Source organism: Alcanivorax sp. DG881 (genome assembly GCF_000155615.1).
In the GTDB taxonomy this organism is placed as follows: Bacteria; Pseudomonadota; Gammaproteobacteria; order Pseudomonadales; family Alcanivoracaceae; genus Alcanivorax.
In genome coordinates this window covers 2,410,643-2,429,660 of sequence record NZ_DS989915.1, presented here as the reverse complement: position 1 = coordinate 2,429,660, position 19,018 = coordinate 2,410,643, and the positions used below count along the sequence as shown (strand labels likewise).

Genomic DNA, 19,018 nt, shown 5'->3' with positions numbered 1-19,018 from the left:
TGTCCGCTCCTGACATCCCTTCTCTTTTCTTTATTTTTACTTGGCACCCATCAAGGTCGCTGCTTTTCTCTCGACCTTGTCCAGACTTTCACGATCAAACCCCGCGACTTTCTTGTAATCTTTAAGAATGAACTGCAGCTCCTCATGAGCGATGACATCATCAATGTGATCAAAACCAAGTGGAGCTCTTTGCTCAACAAGATCAATACATCGCTCGGGCCCTGCCCGTCGGTTTTTCATGACGATTTCAGATGTCGCTGGCCTTCTCTCTTGATCGTACCGATCAAGCGCCAAGCCGATACCGGGCTCACTCATGAGTGACTGCGACAACGATTCAGCATCCAGAATCGCTTGCGACGCACCATTGGAGCCAGAGGGGTACATTGGATGAGCGGCATCACCAAGCAAGGTGACGTTATTCAGATTCCAGGAAGGAAGGGGGTCACGATCTACCTGAGGGTATTTGTATATCACTTCGGCATTAGCGATCAGCTCAGATGCCATCAGAAAATCAAACTTTCGGAAATCTTCTGGTATCTCGCTATCTTCAGCCTGGTGTATCCAGTCCTGGCGCGGCATTTCCTGTGCTGAAGCGGTCTTGTATTTAGCAACCCAGTTCACCAGATAACGGCCATCCCCGCCCTTCTCGATGGGGTACATAACCATTCTGTGCTCGGATTTTCCGGCAATTATCATGGATTCGAAGATCGTGTTGGCCGGCATATAGGACACCGCCCGCCACATTGTAATCCCGTCCCATTTGGGATCACCTTCATTGGGATACATCTCTTTTCTTATTGCAGAATGAATCCCATCACAGCCAATCAGTAAATCAAATTCTTCCTGGCCATTCTCAAAGTAGGCCTGGGCAGGCGCCCCTGGGGTGGACGAAAACCCCGTACAACGGTGACCTGCCTTGATTCTATCTATACCTAATCGCTCGACTACGGCCGCGTGCAGTATCTGTATTAATTGTGATCTATGAATAGAGATCTGAGGCCAACGGTAGCCTGCGTTTATCCCTCTCTCATCTGAAAGGATCAACTGCCCCCATTGGGTGTAATAACTCAGGGTGCCCGTTTCCACGCTGGCCGCCACAAGCGGGGCCAGTAAACCAAGCCCGCTCATAACCTGCATGGCATGAGGAAGAATATTAATGCCTACACCGAGATCGCTTATCTCTTCTGCCGCTTCGTAGATCTGTATGTCTCTGTAGCCCTTATCTATCAGAGATAACGCCAGCGTCAGCCCTCCTACACCGGCCCCCACAATACCAATTCTCATTATCCTAGTTCCTTTAGGAGTCCAACCAAAAACAAACAAGAACGATCATTCCAGTATTGGGCAACAAACTACATAAGCAAAATTTCTTTTGCAACAGAGAATTTAAATATATGAGCACCCGTAGGTTTTCTTGCACCATCCCTGTGCTACCTGAAGTTTTGTGCCCTTTCCTGGGCACTCTATCTAGCCGGACAACCTTTCTTTCTCAACAAAAGGCACACTCGTACCAAAGAAAAATCTGAATAATATTCAGAATATAGGCACCGCCGAAAGCATTCTGAGTGCCAGCGCAACTATTACCTGAATGCCCACGATTTGCACCTTCTGTGATCATTAATGGGATCCTATTCGCACTTTCCCTGTATTTGTTTACACACTAAACAGGCCCTGTTTGACCTGCCAAATAACGTCATGATACTTTCAGGAACGATCATTCCTAAATAAAGGAAATGATCTGCATTAAATACACAAACCAAGGAAAAAGGATGAATGACCTGAAAGGAAAGAAGGCTGTCATTACGGGCGGCAACAGCGGCATTGGCTTTGCCACTGCCAAAAAGTTTTCTGAACTCGGCGCGCAAGTAATGATCACCGGCCGGTCAGCTGACAAGGTGTCTTCCGCTGCTGAGTCCCTCTCTGTTATCGGTGCTGTTGCTGACGTTCAGGACCTGTCCCAGATCGATAATCTGGTCGATCAAGTCAAGAGGGAGTTTGGCACGATCGACATTCTGTTTGTTAATGCCGGCATCTTCGCACCGGCACCAATAGGTCAGATTTCGGAAGAAATGTTTGACCAACAAATGGGGATTAACTTTAAAGGCGCCATCTTCACCATTGAGAAGCTCCTTCCCGTTCTCAATGAAGGGGCGTCAATCATTAATTTGTCATCGATCAATGCCTATACCGGGATGCCCATGACCGCTGTTTATGCTGCTTCAAAAGCAGCACTCAATGCTTACACTCGAACAGCAGCCACAGAGCTTGCACCCAGAAAAATCCGTGTCAATGCTGTCAATCCTGGTCCGACTGAAACCCCGATTTTCGGAAAGACAGGCATGTCACAGGAAGAGCTTGGCGGCTTTGCCCAGGCACTCCAGGCGAATATTCCCCTCAAGCGCTTTGCGCAGCCCGACGAGATAGCCAGCCTGGTTTCCTATCTGGCTTCTGACGACGCGGCCTTTGTCACCGGCGCTGAATTCAACATTGACGGCGGCGCCAATATCAATCCGATTCTTGCCGGCTAGCAGATTCGTCAGACTGTTAGCTCTCATTGAGAAAACGCTATGCATGACCACTCCCACATGCATAGCTCTTGCATTTACATTAAGGATCAAAAAGAACAGGGATGTGGCGTATTCTGGCGAGAGAGGAAAGAGCAAAACGGGGATCGGCGCTATTTAGACCGCATCATTGATGCAATGGCGCATGCGTCATGCAGAGCTTCTTTGAACAGACGGTTCTGGAAATTTCGTGCGGAAAACCCAACAAAATGGCTTCGCTTTCTTACTATCCCCACCGGGAGGCCAAGGCGAATTTGTCGACTCAGGCAACGGACATCAATCCAGCAAGCCAACAATTTGATCAATCTGGGCCATCAACTTTTTCGGGCTTTTCTCCAGCTTGGCAATCACATTGAGCCCTGAAAAAACGGTATATATCAAACCCGACAGTGTTTTTATGTCTTTATTCGGCGGTATTTCACCTGTCGCCTGACCTTTCTGCAGAAATTCGAAAAACACTTTCTCAAAAGACGCTCTATTTTTTGAAAGCGCCTTCAGCATTTCGTCATCCCCCGGTACAAGCTCTGTGGTTGAATTGACCACAAAACAGCCTTTCTTGTCTGCATCACTAATTGTGCAGTGGATAGATGACTCAAGCAGGTTTCTTATTCCTGACTTGACGCTTTTCTCATTACTCAACAGGGCCTTAACTCCCTCCCTGTTAGTGCGGCAGTAATTACTCAGAGCCTGGTCAAAAAGCCCCTGTTTGCTACCAAACGACTCATAAAGACTAGAGCGGCTCAGCCCGACGTTCTGAACAATATCTTGCATGCTGGTGGCGTGAAACCCCTGCTTCCAGAACAGGTTCATTGCACGCTCCAGAACATCGTCTTTATTGAAGCTCTTTTTTCTTGCCATAGGTATCGCTTAAAGCACGGTTAAGGTATCTATCTTGCCAAGGAAAGCCTGGATAATTCATCTTCCCACGCGCACGATGGCCAGCAAGGCTGCCAGGAGAGCATCACATTGCATATCTGACGCCTCTCCGCTGCATGTTAAAACATGCCCGTTGCACAGACCTTTAATACAGCATACCTGCTTCGCTCTCGGCAAACTGTATAACATCATCAACCATATAGTCTGCTTCTATCATTGGAAAAACGCCGGCAATCCCTCTGACTCGAAGCTGCCCACTGATGATTTATATTCGCCTTTGTGATGTTTCGTTCAGGGCAGCTGCCGAACACTTTCTTACCGCACTAACGCCATAATAACTGGCACGCCAACCCCCTCCGTCTTCAATCGTGAAGCAGGAAAATTGACGCCGCCAGCGCGATACTCATTGGTGGCACGCAGACCGGATGGAGAAGGGAAGGGCTTGGGCAGGCATGATGCCTGCACGCTACCGGGACGATACTTGCTTGTTCCTGTCGAACTTCCAGGTGCGGATAATTTCCAGCACGTCCATGTTCCGGCGCATTTCCGCTGTAAACGCATCGAACGGAGCCGCCAGACGCACACTCTGGATAGCGGCCTGATCAAGGAACTTATGGCCGGAAGACTTTAGCAGCCGCACTTCTTGCAGTGAGCCGTCTTTCTGGATCGCTACCATCAGGCGCACAGAACCATAGGTATTGCTGTTCAGGGCCCGGGCGGGGAAGTTGCGGGTACCCATGTCTTCCACCTTGCGGCGAAAGCCATCGATGTAGACCGCTTCGAAGTGCGCCTTGGCGGACACAGAGGTGAGGCGCCGTACCCGCGGGCGCTTGGCATAGGCTTGCTTTTGTTCGTCCAGACGCGCCTGCAGGCTGGCGATCTGCTGGCTCAGGTCCTGCAGGTTTTCCTGCTTGGCCACTTTCAGGGGTTTGGGTTCGGTCTTTTCTTTCTGGTCAGCGTTAACCTTGTGCTCACTGTCACGGGCGGTGGTGATTACCAGTTGCTGGCTGACCCGCTCCCGGCGCTCGCGGGTGGTTTTCTCCTTGAGCTGCACGTTTTCCAGTTTACTGTCGGCAAAATCTGCCTGTTCCGTGGTGGTGAGCTCCTGCTTGTCAGCCTGATCACCGGAGCCTTCCTGATTACTCTGGGCAATGAAGTCCGCTTCTTCCGGCTCGCTGTCGCTGCGATGCTGGGCCAGGGTGACTTCCAGGGTATGCGGGGCCGCACGCTGCAACTCCGGCGCAAAGCTCACCCCGAAAATCAGGATGCCATGGAACGCCACCGCCAGAAAAACGGTGAAGGTGAGACGGTCGGAGGCGGTAACAGATGCCGGATTTGATGCCATGTTATTGTTTTCGCTACTACTTTTAAGCGGCCTCAGTCAGCCATTGAATTCAGCCATGGCGGACAGCGCCCGCCACAACAGAAGGTCGGCCAGTGTGCCCCGCAGCGGCGGCCGGGTCTATGACGACGGCCGCAACTCCAGCAGGGTATCAAACAGCTGCCCGGCGATATTGATGTCAAAAATCGCATCCAGCTCGCGGATGCAGGTAGGGCTGGTCACGTTGATTTCGGTGAGATAATCGCCGATCACATCCAGCCCGACAAAATACAGCCCCTTGCGTTTCAGGGTCGGCCCCACCTGCTCGCAGATCCAGCGGTCCCGATCACTCAGCTCCCGGCCCTGGCCGGTACCACCCGCCGCCAGATTGCCGCGCAGCTCGCCCTCCTTGGGAATGCGCGCCAGCGCATAGGGCACCGGTTCACCGTTGATCATCAAAATGCGCTTGTCGCCTTCGGTGATCTCCGGCACAAAGCGCTGGGCCATGATCGGCGTCTTGCCGTGCTGGGTGAGCACCTCGATCACCACCGAGATGTTCGGGCTATCCTTGCGCACCCGGAAAATGTTGCTGCCGCCCATGCCGTCCAGCGGCTTCATCACGGTGTCACCAAACTCCTGTACAAAGTTGCGCAGCAGTGTGGACTGGCTGGATACCAGAGTCGGCGCGCAGCACTGCGGGAAGTCGGTGGCGAACAGCTTTTCATTGCTGTCGCGCACGCTGCCCGGGCGGTTCACCACCAGCACCCCTTCACGCTCCACTTTCTCGAGCAGATAGGTCGCGTAGATGTATTCCGCATTAAAGGGCGGGTCCTGGCGCATCAGGATAATGTCCAGATCGGCCAGGTCGTGATTCACGGCGTCGGCCAGACGGTACCAATCGTCGTTATTGTCGGTGACAGACAGTGCCCGGGTAGTGGCAAAGGTGCGACCATCGCGGACATAAAGGTCTCCGGGCTCCATGTAGAGCAGGGACCAGCCGCGCCGCTGCGCTTCCAGCAGCATGGCAAAGGTGCTGTCTTTCCAGGGTTTGATTTTGGCGATGGGGTCCATCACCACACCAACACGCAGGCTCATGAAGTCTCCGTTCTACAGGGCGCGGGCAGCCTGACGGCTGCGCGCGGGGATTGGTACGGGCATTGCGTATACCAACAATGACCGGGGCAATGTTAGCAGCGCACAGGCAGGTTCGCTATGCGCGGAGAAGCTTATTCAACGTCCCGTCTGAGGGACATTTTCTCAAGTTTCATAGGGTCTTATAGATTGATTGTAGAATCTGTGTTAAAAACTTCGCTTGGGCTGACACCGCCACAGGCCCCGCCCAGCGAATTACTAGAAAGGCCAAAAATTACAATAAGTTGCGGCCAATTACGGTTCACGGTTAAAGGCAGTTTCCATGACTGACAATTTCCAAGACCTCAAGGTGATGGTAATCGACGATTCCAAGACGATTCGTCGTACCGCCGAAACCTTGTTGAAGAAAGCGGGTTGTGAAGTAATCACGGCCACCGATGGCTTCGATGCCTTGGCCAAAATCGCCGACAGCAAGCCCAATATCATTTTCGTCGATATCATGATGCCGCGTCTCGATGGCTATCAGACCTGCGCGCTGATCAAGAATAACAGCGCTTTCAAGGCAACCCCGGTGATCATGCTGTCGTCCAAGGATGGCCTGTTTGACAAGGCCAAGGGGCGCATTGTCGGTTCCGATGAGTACCTGACCAAGCCGTTCTCCAAGGACGAGCTACTGGGTGCGATTCGTCAGCATATCAACGGTTAAGCGGCATCGCCGCTGAACCTGAAGAGGGTAAGATGGCACGTATTCTGATTGTGGATGACTCGCCCACCGAGACATACAAGTTGCGCGAGATTCTGGAAAAACATGGCCACGAGGTAATCGAGGCCGCCAATGGAGCCGATGGCGTTGCCACGGCCCGTTCCGAGCTTCCCGAGCTGGTTCTGATGGATGTGGTAATGCCTGGCCTGAATGGCTTCCAGGCCACCCGCCAGCTCACCAAAGGGGCGGACACCGCCCATATTCCGATCGTTATCGTTACCACCAAGGATCAGGAAACCGACCGCGTCTGGGGCAAACGCCAGGGCGCCCGGGATTACCTGACCAAGCCGGTGGACGAAGACGTGCTCCTGCAAACCGTCGACCGCATGCTGGCCGACGCCTGAAGGAGCCACCCATGAGCAGCAACGCCTCCGCCGCCTACATTAAACTCGCTGAATACAATCAGCGCTGCCGGGAGCAGGCCAAAGATCTGCCCATGCAGCAGGATGCGGTCAGCTACTGGAGTGGCGTGGGGTTTGTGCTCGACGGCAAGAAATACGTGGCACCGCTGGATGAGGTTTCCGAAATCCTCTCGGTGCCGGCTTACACCCGCATTCCCGGCGCACGCAGCTGGATGAAAGGGGTAGCCAACGTCCGGGGCCGCCTGATGACCGTCATGGATCTCAGCGGCTTTCTGGAAAAGAGTTCACCGGTTCAGGAAAAGCGCCGCCGGCTGCTGGTGCTGGACCAGGACGACCTCTACACCGGCATGGCCGTGGACGAGGTACTGGGGATGCAACATTTTCCCATTGATGAATTTGTGGAATCACTGCCGGTCAGCGACACCAGCGTCACGAACTTTGTGCGCGGAGCCTACCGACGGGAAGGGGAGTATTGGTCCGTGTTCAGCCTCACCCGGCTGGCAGAGGACCCGCGTTTTATGCAGGTAGCCCGTACCGGCTAACCGCATAGAACAACTCGGGGAATATAAGAAGAGTGAACGCCAGGCCAGGAGCCAGACTATGAAGTTCAATTCGGGAGCATTGTTCGAAAAACTGCGGGGGGGCTCAGGCGGCGGCACGCTGAATATTGCCCTTTATGTGGGCCTTGCCATTTTTATCGTACTGGCACTGGCCAACTTCCTGCTGTCCGCCACCACGGCAAACCGGGCGCAGGAAAACATTACCCGCGCCTCCGAAATGCGGGTAATTTCCCAGCAGATCGCCAAAAACGCCCTGGAAGCGGCCGCCGGTAACGCCGACGCCTTCGAACTGCTGGATAAATCCCAGAAAAGCTTCCAGTCCGCCTGGGACAACGTCAAGGACGAGCCGGTCAGCGACCCGCAAGCCATGGCGCGCCTGCAAACCCTGTGGGATGAAGTGAACGCCAACGCCGGCGTGATCCTGAAAGGGGAAGACACGGTACTGGATCTGCACGAAGTGGCAGACACTCTGGCCCAGACCATTCCTTCCCTGCAGGCTGAATACGAAGGCGTCGTGGAAATTCTGGTGGCCACCGATGCGGAACCGGAACAGATCGCCTTTGCGCAGCGCCAATCCTGGCTGGCTGAGCGCATCGTACGGTCCATCGCCAAGGTACTGGAAGGCGGCGACGGCGCGGTGATCGCGGCAGACTCCTTCGGCCGTGATGCCAGCCTGTTCGGTCGTGTCATGAACGGCATGATCGAAGGCGACGCCGCCATGGGTATTGACCAGGTGAATGACCCCGATGCCCTGGACTACCTGGCCGAAATTGCTGACCTGTTCGACGAATTCGTAAACCAGTCCGTGGATGAGATTCTGGAAACCGCCCCCGAGCTGTTCCAGGTACGTAACGCGGCCGACACCATCTTCCGTCGCTCCCAGGACCTGCTGCAGGAATCCACCAACCTGAACAACCAGTTCGAAGACAGCACCAGCGGGCTGTTCCCGTCGGTATGGCTGGGTGGCGTTTGCGCCGGTCTGGCCGTGTTGTTCTTCTTTATCATCATGGCCCAGCGGAACCGCCAGGCGGCGAAGCTGAAAGACGAACTGGAAAGTGAGAACCAGCGTAACCAGGCGGCGATTCTGCGTCTGCTTGATGAACTGGGCGACCTGGCTGACGGTGACCTGACGGTACAGGCAACGGTAACCGAGGACTTCACCGGTGCCATCGCTGACTCCATCAACTACTCCATTGACCAGCTGCGCAGCCTGGTACAGACGATCAACAACTCAGCGGTACAGGTGGCCTCGGCGGCCCAGGAGACCCAGTCCACGGCGATGCATCTGGCCGAAGCGTCCGAGCACCAGGCCCAGGAAATTGCCGGCGCCTCCGCCGCTGTAAACGAAATGGCGGTGTCCATTGACCAGGTATCCGCCAACGCCGCCGAATCGGCAGCGGTAGCGGAACGGGCGGTAGCCATCGCCAACAAGGGCGCCGAAGTGGTACAGGCCACCATCCACGGCATGGACACCATCCGCGAACAGATCCAGGAAACCTCCAAACGGATCAAGCGTCTGGGTGAATCCTCCCAGGAAATTGGTGACATCGTATCCCTGATTAACGACATCGCCGACCAGACCAACATCCTCGCATTGAACGCCGCCATTCAGGCGTCCATGGCCGGCGAAGCCGGCCGGGGCTTCGCGGTGGTTGCGGATGAGGTACAACGCCTCGCGGAACGTTCTGCTGCGGCAACCAAGCAGATTGAAACCCTGGTTAAAACGATTCAGACCGATACCAACGAAGCGGTTATCTCCATGGAAGCCACCACTGCCGAGGTAGTGAAAGGGGCACGCCTGGCACAGGATGCGGGTGTGGCACTGGAAGAAATCGAGAACGTATCCAAGACCCTGGCGGACCTGATCCAGAACATTTCCAACGCGGCACGCCAGCAGGCGGCCTCCGCGGGCCACATTTCCAACACCATGAACGTGATCCAGGAAATTACCTCGCAGACCTCTGCCGGTACCACCGCAACAGCACGGTCCATTGGTAACCTGGCCGAGATGGCCCAGGAAATGCGTAACTCCGTTGCCGGCTTCCGCCTGCCGGAGCACTCCTGATCCGGCCTGAGCCGGTCTCGGGAGACATGCCATGGGTGCTGCAGTGACAGATCGCTGGTCGATCAAAAGCACGCCCGCCATGGATGCGGAGCAGTTCCAGCTATGGCAGGCGCTGCTGGAAGACCGCACCGGCATGTCGCTGTCCAACGAGCGCAAGACCTTCCTCGAAACCAGCTTGAACATTCGCATGCGCGAGCTGGGCATCGAGGACTACGACACCTATTACGAACACCTGATGGTGGGTTCCACCCAGTCACGGGCCATGGAATGGTCCGTGCTGGTGGACCGTCTGACCGTCCAGGAAACCAGTTTCTTCCGGCATCCCGGTTCCTACGCGCTGGTGGAAGAATTTACTCAGCGCTTCATGGCCGAACAGCCGGCGAGCGCCAGCCTGGACGTGTGGAGCGTGGGGTGCTCCACCGGTGAGGAAGCCTATTCCCTCGCCATGATGATCAACGAGCAGTTTTCCGCCAGCGAGCAGAAACGGTTCTACGGCATCACCGCCACCGACATCAGCCTGCCCACCCTGGCCAAGGCCCGCAAAGGCGAATATGCCGCACGCCGGGTATTGCAGGTCGATCCGCTGTTGCGGGACAAGTATTTCGAGCCCACCGGAAACGGGCAAACCGTGACCATCACCGGGGCACTACGCGAACGCATCTGCTTCGCGCGGCTTAACGTGCTGGATCTCAGCACCGCACCAATGAACAACATGGATCTGATTTTTTGTCAGAACATGCTGATTTACTTCCGCCGCTGGCGGAAACGCCAGATCGTGAACCGGCTGGCGGAACGGCTCGCACCAGGAGGCATCCTGATACTCGGGCCCGGGGAAGTGACTGATTGGCAACATCCGGATCTGGAACGGATTCACTTTGCCGATACGCTGGCATTCCGGCGCTGTCGATAGAAACGCAGAAAGACATAACGCAACACGCGGCACGCAACATGCGGCACGCGAAAAAAGAAAAGGCTTGGGGTAGCACCCATCAGCAACCACCGGCTCGGGGCCTGCTGCATGTTACGTGTTGCGCATTATAAAAACCTGCCCACCAAAGAAGGCGGGTTTATGTATGACAGGAGACGTCATGAGTGACCGTCACGACTATCTGGCTCTGGACTGGGTTCGCGGGGAAATCCAGGAAACCCTGAACCAGGCGCAACAGGCACTGGAATCGTTCGTGGACAACCCGGACGACGCCACTCGCATGCGTTTCTGCCAGACCCACCTGCATCAGGTGTACGGCACCTTGCAGATGGTGGAGTTCTACGGTGCGGCACTGCTCGCCGAAGAAATGGAAAAACTGGCGCAGGCACTGCTCGACGGCAATGTAGGCAATGTGACTGACAGCCAGGAAACCCTGATGCGGGCGATCCTGCAGCTGCCGCCGTACCTGGACCGGGTCGCCAGCAACCGCCGTGATCTGCCGGTGGTGCTGCTGCCACTGCTCAATGACCTGCGCGCCGCCCGCGGCGAATCCCTGTTGTCGGAAACCTCCCTGTTCAAACCGGATCTCAGCGAAGCAACCGGCCAGGGCCAGATTCCCGACGACCTGCTCAACGATCCACGCTTTATCCTGCTGGCGAAAAAAATCCGCCAGATGTTCCAGATTGCCCTGCTTGGCGTACTGCGCAACGACAACATGGGCGAAAACCTGGGCTACATGGCCAAGGTCTTCACCAAACTGGAACAGGTCACCGGCGACGCACCACGTGCACCGCTGTGGTCGATCAGCAATGCGCTGGTGGAAGGCCTCTCAGAAGACGCCATTATTCTCGGCACCTCCGTCAAACTGATGCTTGGTCACGTGGACCGCAACCTGCGCGAGCTAGCGGTAGAAGGGGCTGCCAGCCTGAACCGGCCAGCCCCCACCGAACTGATCAAGAACCTGCTCTACTACGTGGCCAAGGCCGACGTGGACAGCCCGCGCATCCGCGATGTAAAAGCCCGTTTCCGGCTGGATGAAGCGCTGCCGTCCGATGATCTGGTCAATGAAGAACGCCAACGGATGACCGGCCCGGACGCCCAGGCCATGAACTCCGTGGTGCAGGCGCTTTCCGAAGAGCTCACCACAGTAAAAGACGCGCTGGAAAGCTTCGTGCACAGCGGCGACACCGATACCAGCAAGCTGCAGCCACTCACGCTCACCCTGAAGCAGGTGGCCGACACCGTGGCCGTACTCGGCCTGGGCCAGCCTCGCACGCTGGTGGAAGAGCAACTGCACGCCATGGAGGATATCGTCGCCGGCAAGGCGCCCGCCGAGCGCGAAAGCCTGATGGACATCGCCGGGGCCCTGCTCTACGTGGAAGCCACCCTGGCCGGCATCAGTGGCGACCGCCGCAGTGCCAGCTACAACGGCCAGGGCGACGACATGCCCAGCCATGTGGGTCAGGCCATGGACGCCGTGCTGCGCGAATGCCGGGCCGGGCTGGAAGAAGCCAAAGACGGCATCGTGGAATTCATTGCGTCACAGTGGAATACCGATCCGCTACAAGTGGTCCCCGAACGCCTGAACGCCGTGCGCGGTGGCCTGGACGTGATCCAGCTGGGCAAACCGGCCCTGATTTTGCGCCAATGTGTGCAGTTCATCGAAGAAAAGCTGCTGCAAGCGGACCAGCCCAAGCCGGACTGGCGCAGCATGGACACCCTCGCTGACGCCATCACCTCGGTGGAATACTACCTGGAGCGCCTCAGCGACGACCCGGCCACCACCGACGATATCCTGCAGCTGGCCCGCGCCAGTGTGGAAGCGCTCGGCTATCCGCTGGAAGAAGAGCAGGACTTTGCCGACAACGATATCGATGTAGAACGCATTGAGCTGGAACAAACGGGACTGGACAGCCCGGCAGAGAGCCACGACTCTGCCGACAGTGCCGTGGCGGAGCACGACGTGGATGCCTGGTCCGGGTTCTCTGCCAACGAGCAGCTCGACGACGAAACCGACACCACCGCGCAGGACCAGGACCCCACGCTGGAACTACAACCGCTGGAAAGCGACGACGAGGCCCCGGATTTCGACAGCAGCGACGATGACGAACTGCTCGATCCCACCCTGGAAATCACCGCCCCGGCAGAGCCCGAAACGCACGCACCGGAAGCATCAGACGCCGACACCCATAACCACGATGACGACGACCTGATCGATGACGAAATCATCGAGATCTTCCAGGAAGAAGTGGGCGAAGTACTGGACGCCCTGGATGAATATTTCCCGCGCTGGGCCGCCAACACCAGCGATGAAGAATCCCTGGTGGAATTCCGTCGCGCCTTCCACACCCTGAAAGGGTCCGGCCGCATGGTCGGTGCCAGCACCGTGGGGGAACTGGGCTGGTCCGTAGAAAACATGCTGAACCGGGTTATCGACCGCACCATTGTGCCCACTGCCGTGTTGATCGCCCTGGTCCAGGAAGTTCGCAATCGCGTACCCGCCCTGGTCAATGCCTTTACCCTGCGCCAACCGGACCCGTTTGACGTGCAGCCGCTGGCCGATGCCGCCGACACCCTGGCCGCCGGTGGCCAGATCGATCAGGTGCCCGTGATCGTTGCCGACGACAGCACCACCGACGCCATCGACGACACCGCCACAGACACTATCGCTGATGTCAGCCCGGACGCCCCGGACACCCTCGTCCTGGAAGCCGATGCGCACAGCGAGCCCGACAGCACCCTGGAACTCACCGAGCTGCCGTCCGCTGAAAACGCCGACGCCCCATCCAGCGAGCATACCCTGTCCGCCGAGGATCTGGCCGCCTTTGATGCCGCCGCCAGTGAAGATACCCTCACCCCCTGGGACACTGACGACAGCAGCGATGACATCCACGTGCTGCCGGTGGACAACGACCTTACCGAGATCGACGAAAGCCTCACTCTGGACCTGCCAGAGCAGGAACCGGACTACGACGCCCAGGCCCCCGCCCACAGCAGTGCTGCGGCTGCCGAGAGCCTGTCCGACATTCCGGACATGAGCGACGGCGCGCCCGGAGATGATGCGCCCGGGGATGGCAATAATAGCGACGAAGGCCCGGACACCGTCCTGCTGGAAATCTTTTCCAGCGAAGCCCGCCGCAACCTGGCATTGATCGCCCAATGGCTGGCCGGCAATGACACCGACCTGTCCGAGCACCCGGTGGATGACAGCGTGCATCGCGCCCTGCACACCCTCAAGGGCAGCGCGCGCATGGCAGAAATCGAAGCCGTGGCCGAAGTGGCCGAGCCAGCCGAAAAGCTGGCCCGGGACCTGATCAGCAGCAACCGCCGCGCCAACCAGCAACAGGTTGACCTGCTGGCCCAGAGCCACGATCTGATTCTCACCAGCCTGGATCAACTGGACCCGACCCCGCCGGCCCATCTGCCCGGCGCCGACGCCCTGATCCAGTCGCTGAATCAGCAACGCGATCAACTGCAGGGCTGCGACAGCCCCGGCCCGGATCCGCATATTCTGTCCGTGTTCCTGTCCGAAGGCATGGACCTGATCGTGGATGCTGAGCAGCTGCTCAGCCAGTGGGCACAGCACCCCGAGCACACCGATGAACTGGTGCGGCTGCGCGACGAACTGGAACTGCTGTCCAACAGCGCCACCACCGCCGGCCTCAACGAGATTCACGATCTGGCCGCGGCTCTGGCGGGCTGCTACAGCGCGGTGGAAGGCGGCCGCCTGGCCTACAGCGAGCGCTTGTTCGCCCTGGCGGGCGAAGGCCAGGACGCGCTGATGAACATGATGGACTGCCTGGCCGCCGGCCAGACCGTCCGCCCGGAGCTGGGACTGGTGGATGCCCTGCGCGAGCTGGCCGAAGGCGACGGACCCGATGGCGGCCCGGACGGCGGCCTGCCTGTCGATGACCATAACGACGACAGCAGCAACACCCTGCAAAACAACTCAGCCCCGGTTAGCGAGCTCTCCGCAGAGACCCCGGACAGCAGCCGCTACGAAGCGCACCTGGACCCGGAGCTGGTGGAACTGTTCCTGGAAGAAGCCGAGGAAATTCTCGAATCTGCCAGCCACATTCTCGACCAGTGGGAAGCCGGCGACAGCAGTAACGTGAGCAGCCTGCAGCGAGACCTGCACACGCTCAAGGGCGGAGCCCGCATGGCCGGTGTTGCCCCGGTCGGCGACCTGGCCCACGAACTGGAAAACCTGTACGAAGGCTACAACGCCGGCCAGCTGGAGTCTGATGCTGCCCTGTTCCAGCTGCTGCATCAGTGCCATGACAGCCTGGCGGTGATGATCGAAAACCTGCAGGCCAATATCGCCCCGGCGGATGCGCCGGCCCTGGTGGCGGCCATTCAGGCCTTCATCCGTGGCGAGGCCCCGGGGGCAGTTACCCCCTCGGCCCCGGACGACGACAGCACTTCACCGTTCTCGAATACCGGGGAGAGTGAATCTGCCGATAGCCCGGTGATGCCCGCCGCCAACGCTACTGACGCCCCCGCGCCCGTTGCGGTTGAGGACGCGCCCGAGCCCACCGAGGCGCCCCCTCAACCGGAGCGCGACCCGGAACTGGTAGAAATCTTCCTGGAAGAAGCGGACGAAATTCTCGAATCCGCCGGCAATAGCCTGGAACTGTGGATCAGCCAGCAAGACAACCTGATTGAGCTGCAATCCCTGCAACGGGATCTGCACACCCTCAAGGGTGGCGCACGCATGGCGGAAGTGCCGGAGCTGGGCGACCTGGGCCACGAGCTGGAAACCCTTTATGAGGGCCTGGCGCAAAGTCAGCTGGCCATCGAACCCACCTTGTTTGACCTGCTCCACCGCTGCCACGACCAGCTGGCGGAAATGGTGGAAGCCCTGAAAGCCAACCGGCCGTTGCCCAGTGGCGAGGTGCTGATCTCCGCCATCCATGGCTACGCAGCCGACCCGGCGGGCTTTACCCTGCCCACCATGGCGGCCAGCCCGGCGGCACAACCGGCCAGCCCGCCGCCAGCAACAGCAGCCAGCGAGGCACCCGCGCCGGCCAACACCGCCGCCGATGACGCCTGGCAGGCAGACAGCGACCCGGAAATCCTGGAAATTTTCCTGGAAGAATCCGAAGAGCTGTCGGACATCATCGATGCCTGCCTGACCTCCTGGAAAGATCACCCGGAAAGCGCCGACTTTATCGACGATCTGAAACGGGCGCTGCACACCCTGAAAGGGGGCGCACGACTGGCCGGCCTCAAACAGCTGGGCGACATCAGCCACGATTTCGAAACCTATTTGCTGGAACTGGAAAGCCGTCGCCAGACGCCCGCCCAGAGCGACTTCCAGCCCATGCTGGATTGGCACGACCAGATCAATCGGGGCATGGAGTCCGTCGCGGCGGCCGCACAAACCAACGCACCGGTCGCCGAGACCCCAGATGCCGCGGCACCGGCCAACACCTTGCCGGCAGCCACCGACAAACAGCCCGCGCCACAGCAACCGCAGAAAGACGACCGGCGCCAGCGCCAGAATCAGGCGCAACCGCAGGAAATGGTACGGGTTGGCGCAGATGTGCTGGAGGCCCTGGTCAACCTGGCGGGGGAGACCTCCATCAACCGTGGCCGGGTCGAGCAGGGCATCACCGAGTTCGCCTTCAACGTGGAAGAAATGGGCAACACGGTACAGCGCCTTTACGAACAGCTACGCCGGCTGGATTCGGAAACCGAAGCGCAGATCATGTCCAACTACCAGAAGGGCGTGGATCTCGGCGAATACGACGAGGACTTCGATCCGCTGGAAATGGACCAGTACTCCGAGCTGCACCAGATCACCAAGCAGCTGTCCGAGTCCGCCTCTGACTTGCTGGATTTGAAGAACACCCTGCTGGACCGCAACAAGGACACCGAAACCCTGCTGCTGCAGCAGGCACGGATCAACACCGAGCTGCAGGAAAAACTGATGCGCACCCGCATGGTGCCCTTCAGCCGCCTGGTGCCGCGTCTGCGCCGTATCGTCCGGCAGATCTCCGGCGAAGTGGACAAGCGCGTGGACTTCGATGTACTCAACCCGGAAGGCGAACTGGACCGTTCCCTGATGGAACGTGTGGTCGCCCCGCTGGAACATATGCTGCGTAATGCCGTGGACCACGGTATCGAAACCAGCGAAGGCCGCCAGTCTGCCGGCAAGGACGGCACCGGCCGCATCAACCTGGAGCTGGGTCGTGAAGGGGGCGAGGTGGTAATCACCCTGTCCGACGACGGCAAGGGCATCGATACCGATGCGGTGCGCCAAAAAGCCATCGAGCGAGGCCTGATCGCCGCCGACGCGCAACTTTCCGAGCAGGAAATTCAGCAGTTCATCTTCCACGCCGGCTTCTCCACCGCCGCCGCCGTGACCCAGATTTCCGGGCGCGGCGTGGGCATGGACGTGGTCGCCAGTGAAATCAAGCAGATGGGCGGCTCGGTCACCATCGACTCCCGTAAAGGGCAGGGCACCCGCTTTATCATCCGCCTGCCATTTACCCTGGCCATGAACCGCGCCCTGATGGTGAAAGCGGCGGAAGACTCCTACGCGATTCCGTTGAACCAGATCGAAGGTATCGTGCGGATCAGCCCGTTCGAACTGCAGCACTATTTCGAAGAAGAGAACCCGGTTTACACCTATGTGGGCCAGGATTACGAACTGCAGTACCTGGGCCACTTTGTCCACGGCAACCGGGTCCCGCACCTGGAGAACCAGACCACCCCCATGCCGGTACTGCTGATTCGCAGCACCGAGCACACCGTCGCCATCGTCGTGGACGACCTGGTGGGTTCCCGGGAAGTGGTGGTGAAAGCGGTGGGCCCGCAGCTCGCCACCGTGGCTGGCATCAGCGGCGCCACCATCCTCGGGGATGGCTCGGTGGTGATCATTCTGGATATCCATTCCCTGATCCGTGCCGCTCACGTGCAGACCACCGCCCTGGCAGCCGGCGAGACCGTACCGACACTGCCCCAGGAACCGGAAGAAGAGCTCCAGCCGCAGCGTGACACGCCGTTGGTCATGGTCACCGATGACTCGGTTACCGTGCGCAAGGTCACCACCCGCCTGCTGGAGCGTAATGGCTACGAAGTGGTCACCGCCAAAGATGGCATCGACGCCATCGCCAAGCTGGAAGATATTCGCCCGGATGTGATGCTGCTGGATATCGAAATGCCCCGCATGGACGGTTTTGAAGTGGCCACCCACGTACGCCATGACAGTCGCCTGCAGGATGTGCCGATCATCATGATCACCTCCCGAACCGGTGAGAAACACCGCGAGCGGGCCTTCGATATTGGCGTGAACTGTTACATGGGCAAACCGTTCCAGGAGAACGAATTGCTGTCCACCATTCGCGAACTGCTGGGCGAACTGCAGGAAACGGATAACGGATGACCGCGCCCGGCCGCGTCGGCGTGATTGCCGACAGCACATTGCAGGGGCACCTGCTGTCCAGTGCGGTGAAGGGCCAGGGCTATCAGGTACTGGTCAGCACCGAACCGGAAGCCCTGGAGGACCGCTGGCTGGCCGCAGACGCGCTGGACCTGTGGGTGGTGGATCTGTCCAGCGAAGATCGCTGGCAGCACTTCCTCGACGACCTGCTGGAGCGCGCCGAGGTACCGATTCTGTTTTGTGACGGCCAGGCCCCGGCGCGCACCGATGTGCGCTACCCCAAATGGGAGCGGCGCCTGGTCACCAAGCTGGTGAGTTTTATCGGTAAGCCGGCGGCGGAAGAGCGGCTGGACGTGATCCCCGCACCACCACCCCGGATCCGCATTCCCCAGCCACGGGAGTTCCAGGCCATCCGCCCCGGCGATCGCCCCCGCCAGGTGTGGGTACTGGGCGCCAGCCTGGGCGGGCCGGCCGCGGTAAAACTGTTTCTCGACTGCCTGCCCGCCAATTTACCCGTGGCGTTTGTGCTGGCCCAGCACATTGACGGCAGTTTCCTGGATACCCTGTGCGGGGTGCTGGGCCGGGATAACCCGATCCAGTGCAAAATCGGTGTCGATGGTGAAGCCTTGCGACACGGCGAACTGGCCATTGTGCCGGTAGAGTACGCCGTGCGCTTCCGCCATGACGGCCGCATCCAGTCCACTGGCGAGACCTGGGAAGGCCCCTATGCCCCCTCCATCGACCAGGTTATCCAGCATGTGGGGGACGGCTTTGGCAACGCCTGCGGCGCCATTCTGTTCTCGGGCATGGGCAACGACGGCGCCATCGCCGCGCCGCGCCTTGCAGCCACTGGTTGCCCGGTGTGGGCGCAAAGCGCAGACACCTGCGCGGTCAGCAGCCAGCCGGATTCCGTGCGCGAGACCGGCTGCGTCAGCTTCAGCGGTTCCCCCGAACAGCTTGCACTGCAGCTGGTGGAACGGGTAAGAAGGGAGCTGACGCAGGCGCCGCTGCCGCAATAACAGCACCCTTAACCACAGAACGGTAGCACCAACAGTACAACACGCGCTTGGCCACCAGCCGGCCCGCGACGACATACGCGA

General features: G+C 58.7%; 12 protein-coding genes. 8 read left to right on the top strand and 4 right to left on the bottom strand.

Annotated features, from left to right (window positions below):
- Positions 1 to 36: 36 nt before the first annotated feature.
- Positions 37 to 1,284, bottom strand: coding sequence for an FAD-dependent monooxygenase (locus ADG881_RS10985; RefSeq protein WP_007150976.1), 1,248 nt, complete (start codon positions 1,282 to 1,284; stop codon positions 37 to 39).
- A gap of 485 nt (positions 1,285 to 1,769) precedes the next feature.
- Here ADG881_RS10985 and ADG881_RS10980 point away from each other — a divergent pair, with 485 nt between their 5' ends.
- On the top strand, positions 1,770 to 2,528 hold the full coding sequence (locus ADG881_RS10980; RefSeq protein WP_007151260.1) for an SDR family oxidoreductase: 759 nt from the start codon (positions 1,770 to 1,772) through the stop codon (positions 2,526 to 2,528).
- Between the two features lie 312 nt (positions 2,529 to 2,840).
- Here the strand turns inward: ADG881_RS10980 and ADG881_RS10975 are convergent, their stop codons facing one another.
- The 3 genes from ADG881_RS10975 to gshB form a co-directional block, all read right to left on the bottom strand.
- Positions 2,841 to 3,422, bottom strand: coding sequence for a TetR/AcrR family transcriptional regulator (locus ADG881_RS10975; protein WP_007149228.1), 582 nt, complete (start codon positions 3,420 to 3,422; stop codon positions 2,841 to 2,843).
- Positions 3,423 to 3,906: 484 nt separating this feature from the next.
- A complete protein-coding gene (locus ADG881_RS10970; RefSeq protein ID WP_007149240.1) occupies positions 3,907 to 4,785 on the bottom strand; it encodes an energy transducer TonB in 879 nt (292 codons plus the stop codon).
- 117 nt (positions 4,786 to 4,902) lie between these two features.
- Positions 4,903 to 5,856 (bottom strand): glutathione synthase, encoded by a 954-nt coding sequence (gene gshB, locus ADG881_RS10965; RefSeq protein ID WP_007148391.1) that lies wholly within the window; start codon positions 5,854 to 5,856, stop codon positions 4,903 to 4,905.
- A 319-nt stretch (positions 5,857 to 6,175) separates the two neighbouring features.
- Here gshB and pilG point away from each other — a divergent pair, with 319 nt between their 5' ends.
- From pilG to ADG881_RS10930, 7 genes are all read left to right on the top strand, one after another.
- Positions 6,176 to 6,559, top strand: coding sequence for a twitching motility response regulator PilG (gene pilG, locus ADG881_RS10960; protein WP_007148837.1), 384 nt, complete (start codon positions 6,176 to 6,178; stop codon positions 6,557 to 6,559).
- 32 nt (positions 6,560 to 6,591) lie between these two features.
- Positions 6,592 to 6,960: a twitching motility response regulator PilH gene (pilH, locus tag ADG881_RS10955; RefSeq protein ID WP_007151610.1), complete on the top strand. Its 369-nt coding sequence runs from the start codon at positions 6,592 to 6,594 to the stop codon at positions 6,958 to 6,960.
- An 11-nt stretch (positions 6,961 to 6,971) separates the two neighbouring features.
- A complete protein-coding gene (locus ADG881_RS10950) occupies positions 6,972 to 7,520 on the top strand; it encodes a chemotaxis protein CheW (RefSeq protein ID WP_007150053.1) in 549 nt (182 codons plus the stop codon).
- Positions 7,521 to 7,578: 58 nt separating this feature from the next.
- Entirely contained in the window at positions 7,579 to 9,603 is a 2,025-nt protein-coding gene (locus ADG881_RS10945) for a methyl-accepting chemotaxis protein (RefSeq protein WP_007151052.1), read from the top strand.
- 31 nt (positions 9,604 to 9,634) lie between these two features.
- Positions 9,635 to 10,513, top strand: a complete 879-nt coding sequence (locus ADG881_RS10940) for a protein-glutamate O-methyltransferase CheR (protein ID WP_007151257.1) — start codon at positions 9,635 to 9,637, stop codon at positions 10,511 to 10,513.
- 178 nt (positions 10,514 to 10,691) lie between these two features.
- Positions 10,692 to 17,921, top strand: a complete 7,230-nt coding sequence (locus ADG881_RS10935; RefSeq protein ID WP_007150949.1) for an Hpt domain-containing protein — start codon at positions 10,692 to 10,694, stop codon at positions 17,919 to 17,921.
- A complete protein-coding gene (locus ADG881_RS10930; protein ID WP_007149138.1) occupies positions 17,918 to 18,937 on the top strand; it encodes a chemotaxis protein CheB in 1,020 nt (339 codons plus the stop codon). Before ADG881_RS10935 ends, ADG881_RS10930 begins: the two co-directional genes overlap by 4 nt.
- Positions 18,938 to 19,018 lie beyond the last annotated feature (81 nt).